The organism is Johannesbaptistia floridana (assembly GCF_057440575.1).
This window is the reverse complement of the sequence record NZ_JALKVM010000269.1, coordinates 1-9,823: the sequence shown is the minus strand read 5'-3', so window position 1 is coordinate 9,823 and position 9,823 is coordinate 1. Positions and strand designations below refer to the sequence as shown.

The 9,823-nt window shown below is 37.3% G+C and carries 5 protein-coding genes; 1 reads left to right on the top strand and 4 read right to left on the bottom strand.

The genetic code is table 11. The features are described from left to right. Positions 1 to 261: 261 nt before the first annotated feature. Both panD and MW688_RS16855 read right to left on the bottom strand, forming a co-directional pair. A complete protein-coding gene (panD, locus tag MW688_RS16860; protein WP_486737178.1) occupies positions 262 to 1,545 on the bottom strand; it encodes an aspartate 1-decarboxylase in 1,284 nt (427 codons plus the stop codon). Between the two features lie 21 nt (positions 1,546 to 1,566). After that, positions 1,567 to 3,312, bottom strand: coding sequence for an ABC transporter ATP-binding protein (locus MW688_RS16855; protein ID WP_486737179.1), 1,746 nt, complete (start codon positions 3,310 to 3,312; stop codon positions 1,567 to 1,569). Positions 3,313 to 4,104: 792 nt separating this feature from the next. Between MW688_RS16855 and MW688_RS16850 the strand changes: the two genes are divergently transcribed. Next, positions 4,105 to 6,270 (top strand): NACHT domain-containing protein, encoded by a 2,166-nt coding sequence (locus MW688_RS16850; protein ID WP_486737177.1) that lies wholly within the window; start codon positions 4,105 to 4,107, stop codon positions 6,268 to 6,270. Between the two features lie 699 nt (positions 6,271 to 6,969). Here the strand turns inward: MW688_RS16850 and MW688_RS16845 are convergent. Together MW688_RS16845 and iscB are read right to left on the bottom strand one after the other, a co-directional pair. Next, entirely contained in the window at positions 6,970 to 8,481 is a 1,512-nt protein-coding gene (locus MW688_RS16845) for a phenylacetate--CoA ligase family protein (RefSeq protein ID WP_486737176.1), read from the bottom strand. Positions 8,482 to 8,608: 127 nt separating this feature from the next. Beyond that, the coding region (iscB, locus tag MW688_RS16840) for an RNA-guided endonuclease IscB (protein WP_486737175.1) at positions 8,609 to 9,823 on the bottom strand (1,215 nt) is incomplete at its 5' end.

The following is a 9,823-nucleotide window of genomic DNA, read 5'->3' as shown; positions in this document are numbered from 1 at the left end:
TTTCTGTCTTATTTTGCTGTTTGAGTAAATTTGAGTAGATTTTTAGAAGCGGTATGTGAGGTTTTTTAGGACTAAAGTCCAACTACGAACCTCGTTTTTAATTAGGGGATATAAACCGGATTTGGTATTAATCAATAACACCAACTGAGGAGAGGGGGAGTTCAAAGTTCCTATATATATTTTGTGAGGTATACTTAAGATAACTCTTTTGTTGATATAGTGTCAAGTCTTCTACTTTTTCTACTATAAATCCTGTTGATTCTAGTAAATTAACGTATTCTCATAATAATCACTAGTTTTAGCTACTCTGGTTTCACCTACTGGTTTTCTGGCAGTATATACTGTATAAATGTTTTCTCCTTGGAGAGAAGTTTTACATACAGAAACAAAACCTGTATCTGTTAACCACTTTAAAAGCATTTCTTCAGTAATTAGTAGACTATACAGGGTTAAACAGGTGGTTTTTTCCCCTACGGTATTGTATTGATCCCAACGTCTAATACCTAACTCTACATCATTCACAAATACCCAGTGAATATGACATTTTTCCCTATCTACTATTCCTTGTTTATCTATTACATAAATACCATCAGATTCAAATTCACTCTTATCTACTACTAGTACTCCTCCTGGACGTAATATTTTTTTAAAATTGATTAGGGCTTGTTTAATAATTTTTTTGGCCTCCTCCGGGTCACATACTTGGTTAACAGACCATGACATGGCATAAGGCAAAGAATTACCAAGACACATCACCAGATCATAAGAATCAGAGGGTATTACCTTATCTAATTCTTGCCAAGATAATTGAGTACAAGGCATAGCCGCTAAAAACTGGTTATCTTCTGCCTTAATCTGGGTTTCTACTTGTTGTTTCATCCTAGCATTACTATCGTTATAGGCAATATTCCAACCTCGACGACGCAACTCAATAGCGGGAAAACCATTACCGCCAGAAACGTCTAACACAGTTTCTACGTGATTTTCTCCCATAAATGCCTCTAAACCTGCTACTAATTCTGCTTCATTCCATAGTAGTTGACATCCTAATTTCCAGTTATGGGCTAGTAGTTGGTTGTGATCCTTTTTTGCTGATATTGGGTCTAAATTATTGTGAGTAGTTGCAGGGGTTTCTTTTTCCAGCAAGGAATACTCAGGTATTTTTCCTAGCCACTTTAATTTTTTCTGCTCTTGATTAATGTAGTAGGGTGGATGGTCTGAAAATAGCAGAATTTTTCCTTGAAAGTTTCTCTTTTGTTCTAAAGTAATATCACAGTATGCAATTATAATGAGGTGATGTCCTGGTTCAAAGTGATGGGCTGCGGCACCATTGAGACATATTACACCTGAACCCCGTTTTCCGGCGATCGCATAAGTAGTTATACGGGCACCATTTTCTACATTCAAGACATCAACTGCTTGGTCTTGATAAAGTCCTGCTGCTTCCATCCAGTTTTGATCTATGGTTACACTGCCCATATAATCTAATCTAGATTCAGTACAGATAACATTGTGTAGTTTACAATAAAGAGTTTTAATATTCATCACTCTATCACCTAGATTATCTTACTGTAAAACAGCTTCTAGTTGATTTTGTTTCCAAAGATTTTGATATATTCCAGGAAAGTTTAACAATTCACTATGTTTTCCTATTTGAACTATTTTACCCTTGTCCATGACTAGAATGCGATCAGCAATCATCGCCGCAGAAAGCTGATGAGTAATAAAAATAACTGTTTTACCCTGATTGTTACAGAAATTTTCCAAAATGTTAGTAGCAGTTTGGTTATCTACACTAGAGAGGGCATCATCTAAAATAAGCACGGGAGCATCTGTAACTAAAGCCCTTGATAAAGCGGTGCGTTGACGCTGCCCTCCTGAGAGAGTAATACCCCTTTCTCCTACGATAGTTTCGTACCTTTTAGGAAAGTTAAGTATTTCTGAGTGAATTTGAGCTTGTTGGGCTGCATATTCTACTTGCGGGCGCTCCATCAATGGCTCACCATAGCGAATATTATTTTCAATAGTAGTGCTAAACAGAAAACTCTCTTGAGGCACATAAGCGATAGCTGACCTCAAATCCTGTAATTTAATTTGAGTCACATCTATACCATCGAGAAATAGCATTCCTGATTCTATATCTAATAAACGAGGTATTGCATTGGCTAGGGTCGATTTTCCGGCACCTACTGAGCCAACCATAGCGATCATTTCTCCTGGTTCAATAGTAAAGTTGATATTATCTAAAGCAGGTTTGTCTGTATCTGGATAGGTGTAACTAAGATTTTGAGCTGTTATTTTTCCTCTAATTTCTTCCCTGGGTATTGATAGGGATTTTGGCTCATTTTTAATTTTTGGTTTAACTTGTAAAATAGCTTCTAAACGCTCAATACTCACTTGACCTCTTTGATAAGCTGTGATGGTAAATCCTAGTAAAACCGTAGGAAATACTAAACGCTCTGTATAGAGTATCAAAGCCACAAAATCACCTATAGTAATAGCCCCATCGGCAATAGTTTTCACTCCAAAAGCCAGCAAGATAATTAAACTGCTATATGATATCGCTTCTACAACGGGAAAGAGTAAATTACGAGTCCGGGCTAATTTTAAGTTAGTGCTTAATAATTCTCTATTTCTAATATTAAAAGCTCGATGCTCGTGTTTTTCTTGAGCATATATTTTAATTAGAGCCATTCCACTCACATCTTCTTGAATCAACTCGCTCAAGCTAGATAGTTTCTGTTGTACTTGTAACTGTAAAGCTCCTAATTTTCTGCTAAATTTAATCACAATTATCACCATTACGGGATAAACAGATATAGCCGCTATACTCAAGGGTAAATCAATGGTGAGCATTACTGGTAATGTTAAACAATATGCTAGGACAGTGTTAGCTATAGATAGTAGGGCAAAACCAACTAAACGGCGAATATTATCTACATCATTTGTCGCTCTACTAATTAAGTCTCCTGAGGATTGCCTAGCAAAATATCCCGGCTCTAGTTTGAGTATATGTTCAAAAATCTTTTGCTTTAAATCAAATTCTACTTGTCTGCCTATGCCAAAGATAACCATTCTTGAATAAATACGAATTAGCCACATTACCGAGGCTAATAGGGCAATAATTATTACATATCCCAAAACTTGATTAAAGGAAAAACCATCTTTAAGCTCGTCTATACTATCTCTAATCAGCAGGGGTATGTAAACTCCCATCCCATTAACCACAAATAAAGCTATGATCCCTAAGGTTACTTCTCGCCAATAGGGACGGAGATACCGCATTAATTGTTGTAAGTTAGAGTTAATCATCATAGGCTAATTGTAACAAAAAATTAAGCTAATTTTTTTAAGTCTAAACTTTCTTTGAGTGTAAGGGATTCTACTCACCAAAAGGCGATCGCCTGTCATACGCGCATCCGGTTATTAAATATCCTCTATAAAAAAGCTTCAAAAGCAGGGAGCACGGGAGCACCGGAGCACGGGAGAGACAAGCTCTCAGCGTTTCCCTAATGTAAAAATGGCAATGTCTGCTCAAAAAGTAAGTCTTTGTGAGGAGATAGGCTTTGAGACATTCCTGGATTGAGAAACATTTTATGCTATTCAGGTAGTTAAGGGATAAAAATAGACTTTTTTATCATAATACATGAGATAACATTGTAATCTTTTGAAGAGAAAACCAGCTCAAAATTAAAATATATAGCAGTGACCGCAGTGGTGTTAACAACATTGATCACTAATGATCCCCCCTTCCCCCCTTCCCAAGGGGGGCTTTTCATCATTTTTGTCAACATCTATTGGCTCATTGCTATAACTCCTGCCTCCTGCCTCAAAGCCTCCTGCCTCAAAAGGATAACCTCTGTACCTCACCAGTATGAGAATTGCTATAATATAAGTTGGTACTAATAAAGAGAACTCTGTATGCAAAAAAAACATCAGTGTTACTGTGGGCGAACATCTTGACGCAAGACTTCGACTTCCCGAGGAGCAAGAATGGATCTTGATAACGAATAAAATGCTAAATTTCTCCCTCACGAAAGCGGCAAAACAAGAGCTCCCCTTTATTGATCGCTACACCCAATTATTAATTTAAAGAGTATGGAAATGTTAGAAATATTGAATATCATACCAGACAATGTTAAAAGTGCTGCTATTAACGCAATAGCGATAGTTTTGGCTAGAAACCTAGCAGAAGCAGGATTGAATCAATCACAAAACGCTGGAAAAAATTTAACCGATGCTGCTCAAAATTTCTTCAACGATGCTGCTAAAAAATATTTTGAAAACTATACTAATCGTCATGGTAACCTCAAGGTTTTGGGTATGCCTAAACCTGTTTCCCTAGATTCTGTTTACACTAAAGTTAACTTTCAAGAGGATCTCATTAGGCAATATAGCACCCTGGATTCTCAGCAAGAACTTTTTCGCGAGAGAAATTTAAAAGATGATAAAAAAATAGCAGGTATGGAGGTTGCCAACGAAACAGCCTATTTAATGATCTTGGGTCATCCCGGCACAGGTAAAAGTACCTTTCTAAAGAAAGTTGGATTAGAAGCGCTTCTTAAAAACGAACAAAGAGACTATACACACAGCTTGATTCCTGTTTTGTTAGAATTGCGTAAATTTTCTAAAAAAGAAACCTTTGATCTTGTTGCTGAAATTGCTGAAGAATTTAAAAATTGTGGATTGTCTAATTATGAAAAAGCTACAGAAAAATTATTAGAAAAGGGAGAACTCTTAATTCTCTTAGACGGTTTAGACGAAGTTCCCAGCGCTCGCCTCAGTGAGATGATCACTGTTATTGGTAACCTTGTAGACCAATTTTCTAAAAATCGTTTTATTGTTTCCTGTCGCATCGCTGCCTATCGTAATTTTACTAGTTTTCAACGCTTTACAGATGCTGTCATTGCCAATTTTGACGATGAACAAATTGAATCTTTTATTAACAAATGGTTTGAATCCCACAATAAACCTGAATGGGGACAAGAATGTTGGAAAGCACTTAAAACTATTGATAATCAAGCTATCCAAGAACTCACCAGAACTCCTCTACTGTTGACCCTGCTTTGTATTTTATTTAATAAAAAAGGCGGATTTCCCCATACAAGAACTACCCTTTATGAAAAAGCGATCGCCACTCTCTTAGAGGAGTGGGATGCGTCTAAAGAAATAATCCGCGATGGCAGCTACAAAGGTTTAGATACTAAATGTAAAGAGATTCTTCTTGCCGAAATCGCTTATGAAAATTTTATAACAGATAATCCATTTTTTCAAAAAAGCGAAATAGCCAGAGAAATTGAAAACACTTTAAAAGATATGAATATAATAGAGAACCAACCTCAATATATTGATGGTAAAAGTGTTCTCAGAGATATTGAAGCACAACATGGTATTTTAATTGAGCGAGATGAAGATACTTATTCCTTTTCTCATTTGACTTTACAAGAATTTTTAACGGCCAAAAAAATTATTGATGACGATGAAATTGACCTACAAACCATTGTTAATGAGCATATTTTTGACCATCGTTGGCGAGAAGTGTTTTTAATTTTAGCCGGGTTAAGAAAAGCTGATAACCTATTAAAATTAATGAAACAAAAAACCGATTCTTTGGTTAATGAAAATGCTAAATTACAACAATTATTAAATTGGGCAGAAAATATTATAAATCCCTCAGAAGGTGAGATCAAACCAGTTGGTAAAAGAGCAGTTGCGATCGCCAACGCCCTCGCCAACGCCTACGCCAACGCCTACGCCAACGCCAACGCCAACGCCCTCGCCCTCGCCCTCGCCAACGCCGACGCCAACGCCGACGCCCTCGCCAACGCCAACGCCCTCGCCAACGCCAACGCCAACGCCAACGCCAACGCCCTCGCCCTCGCCCTCGCCTACGCCAACGCCAGGTACCTAAAAGGGATTATCAACTATCTTGAAATTTCACAGCAATATCAAATTTATCAAGACTTAGACTTCTCTTCTCTGATTACCAAATTAGAGCAGTTAAAAACCGATATTGAAAACCACAATGAATCTAATTGGGATGGTCAATTATTTACCCAAAAGATGAAAGAAATTGTATCGCAATTGCAATCTACCTTTCATCTCACCTCCGACCTTCTTGACTTATCTGAATCTGATTTAAAAATTATCAATGATTATTTAGTAGCCAATTATTTGATTATTAGATGTAAAGAATCTGCTCAACGATGCTCCCGGGAAATATGGGATGAAATCGAAAGCCAGATGCTTTTAATACCAAATCCGGTTTAAAAAACCCTTTGTCATATATGAAATAGAAAAATAAATGCTAAAAACGAGGTGATGACAAGCAACCTTGAGCCCCCCTTAGCAAGCTATGCTTTATAAACATTTTTCTTAACATAAAACTTGACAAAAACACCAACTTGTGATTTAGTGCTTTTTCAGATTTTGTTTAAGAAAATAATGTATAAACAAATACATTATTTAGGAAATCAAGTAATTTTACTTAAAAATTTTCTCCCTGCTCCCTGCTCCCGTGCTCCCTGCTATACAAGGGTTTAGTGAGTTGCTTATAAAGGATAGCTTATTAAGGGGGGCTTTTGATGATAACTGTAAACATCTATTTGCGAGCTTGCTATAAATCCTGTTATCAAAGTGTATTTATTTTTCTATCTTCTCTAAAGGTAAAGGTTTCTTTTTCCATGACTTATAGCAATGAGCCAATAGATGTTGACAAAAATGATGAAAAGCCCCCCTTAGTAAGGGGGGTTGGGGGGATCATTAGTGATAAATGTTGTTAACACCACTGCGGTCACTGCTATAACTCACATCTTCCACCAGTACTTATGTACTAAATTAACCTCAGAAAAAGTTCATTTCTCTTTAGCCTAAGATCTTGCAAAGGTCAACCAATTTTTAAGCGTTGAGCATCAATTCTTTTACTCATTACTTATTACTCATTACTCATTACTCAACATGACTTAAGGCTTATCCATTTGTTGAATTCATCGGGCGAGTATATCTATGTTTAACTCCTACAGGAAAGTAATCTGGGTTTCCTAGGGGTAGTAAAGTTATTTGTGGTTGTTGAGATTCTGGGGGAACATAGTTAGCAAATTCGCTATTGAGTCGTAGTAACTGAGTTTGAATCGAAGTGGCGATCGCCTGTTGTTTCTCTTGATTACTTTCAACTTCTGGGGCTAATTCTACAGTAATAGCGAGAAAAACATTAAGATCTTCATCTTCTTTTACTTCCATCACAAATTTACCCGTTACCCAATCTCTAATGGTTGGTTGTTCTAAACCTACAGCGACATTTTCTGGATAAATATTAGCGCCAAAATAGGATATGGTGAATTGAGAACGACCAAAAACATAGACAAAAGGTAAAGGATATACACCACGATTAATCCTCTCTACGGGATTAAATTCCCAATCTTGGAGAAACTCTAGCATCTTTTTATAGGGAATAATTCCTCCATTATCCGATATATGATAACGAATCAAAGGAATACCATTATCTCCAGAAAACAATAAAGTACCATCAACAGTTTCAAAAAATCTACTTCCTGGGTCATATTGTACTAAAGTAGGTAGACGAGACTCTCCAAACAGTTGACGCGCTGCCTCTGGTTTCTCGGCGAAAAAGCGACGAATACTAATACTAACAGGAGTTTCATTTCCTAAAACTCCTGCGTCAGCAGTACCATATAGAGAAGCAAAGTCATAATACCAATTCTGAGAATTAAGACGTTCTCCCACTAAAGTCCGCCACTCCTCACTAAATACTTCTCCTGCCATAACCAATTTAATATTATATTGTTCCCAAGAAATTTGTTGAGACAAACCACTATCAATAATATTTTTGAGAAAAGGAGGATAACCTAACAAAACTACTTGTTCAAAACTGGGGGCTAAATCCTGAATAACTCTAAAAATCTCAGATTGATTATTTCCTGGAGTAACCACAGTAATTGGATAACCTTTAGCGGCTAGATGACGACAACAACTAGCAGTATACATGCCTCCTACCCAAGTACCCAATGTAAAACAGACTACTGCTAGGGTTGGTTTTACATTTGCTTCAAAACTATAACGGAATATTTGTTCAAAACGAGTGGCAATTTGAAACTCATCAGTAATAAATCGCGGCCAAAAAGTTGGTTTTCCTGTTGACCCGGAAGAGACAGCGATAAAATCACATTCAGTTAGCTTTCCTCCTCGGCACAAACTTTTAAGAGGATTAACCCGTAAATAATTATCTTTAGTTAGCAATGGTAATGATTGAAAATCAGCCCAAGTCTTAATATTATCAACTTTAATCCCTTGTTGAGCCAGAAATTTCTTATATGCTGGTACAGTAATAGCCACATCGTGGCATAATTTTAACATAGCCTTCTGTGCTTGAGTCTCACTGGTTCCTCTAAGAATTGTTTCTATAGGGGTATCGAGAAAAGTTTGTAAACAAGTTAGGACTCGTTGTGATTTACTTTTTTCCATCTAAAATATCTCCAGGGGACTCCCGTTATAGGTCAGGCGGACGCCTGACTCGGCCTTCGCCGAGTACGGCCGAACCCTTAACGGGAGGGGAATGGAGTTCAACAAATAAACTGAGCGGAGCGAATCTTTAATTGAAAGCATAATTGTACCCGTCATTACGATGAATATGTGTTAGATATTTAGGATGAACATCAAATTTTTTATTAGGTAATTGCAGAACAAAACTAGGACGGAATCTAATAGCAATTCTCCCTACATATTGACCAGCAAATTTACCTTTAGGGATTGATACTGATACTAAATCTCCCGTTTGAAATCCTTGAAAGAATTTAGCTTTTGGAGCATGACTTTTAGGGAACCCAAATCTATCAGGACGGCATCGCTGTCTTGTTCCGTGACCTGTTGCTTTAATACGCAAAGGTTGATGGGTGAGGAAGACCAAATTATCAGGTACTTGACCGACACACGCGGCATCTTGCCAATGTGATTTAGGAACCTTTAAACGTTTGCGATTAAATTTAGTTAAACCTCCGCTCCCTGTCTCTACTGGCAATCCTAATTCTTTGAGAGAATTAAATAATGACCAACGAGTAGAATTAACAGCCGCCGCCTCTTTTAAAGGCGTTTTTGCCTGTTTTAAAATTCGGCTAACCAAGTCAGGTTTTCCTTGGAGAAAATCTTTAATATTCTGATTTCCTTTAGCTTGATTACAGTCGTGACAAGCTAAGGTTAAATTGGAAACTCGGTCACTTCCTCCTTTGCTTATGGGATGAATGTGGTCAACTTCAAAGGGTTTTTCATCCGCTCCACAATACTGACAAGTTCGATTAAATTTAGTTAATAAATACTCTCGAACTTCCCAACCGTGAAGGGTTCCCTGTTGGTATTCTACTCCACTAATTTCAGGAAAATCCTGTTTCTGTAAATCAAATTTCACTAACTCCATAGCCAGAGAATCAATGGGGCAATATCTAATTAATCTCTTGACCCAAGTTAATGTAGTATCCACTCGATGTTGTAAGCTTGGAGGCAACCAACCTTTAGGTCTTGTTCTATTTAGAAATCTGGGTTGACGATAACGAGTTTTACGTCCTCGTCTTCCTCTTCTTAATTGTCGTCTTGATGTTAAAGCATCTTTAATCTGTTGCCCTCGGTGTTGTAATTGTGCTCCCCAAATTACTTGGTTACCTTGAACTAAGGCAATCCCCGTAAATTTCGCTCCTGGGTCACATTTTATGATGATTTTCTTGGGTGTTTCTGTTACCTCCTTTTTAAGAATAATAGTAAAAGGATAACGCCGGAATACGGCCGCTTTTCCTAGTTTTAAAAGCCGTCTTGCCTG

Coding starts and splice junctions, on each gene's coding strand:
- panD (WP_486737178.1), bottom strand. CDS start 1,545: ATGAATATTAAAACTCTTTATTGTAAACTACACAATGTTATCTGTACT.
- MW688_RS16850 (WP_486737177.1), top strand. CDS start 4,105: ATGTTAGAAATATTGAATATCATACCAGACAATGTTAAAAGTGCTGCT.
- MW688_RS16845 (WP_486737176.1), bottom strand. CDS start 8,481: ATGGAAAAAAGTAAATCACAACGAGTCCTAACTTGTTTACAAACTTTT.
- MW688_RS16855 (WP_486737179.1), bottom strand. CDS start 3,312: ATGATTAACTCTAACTTACAACAATTAATGCGGTATCTCCGTCCCTAT.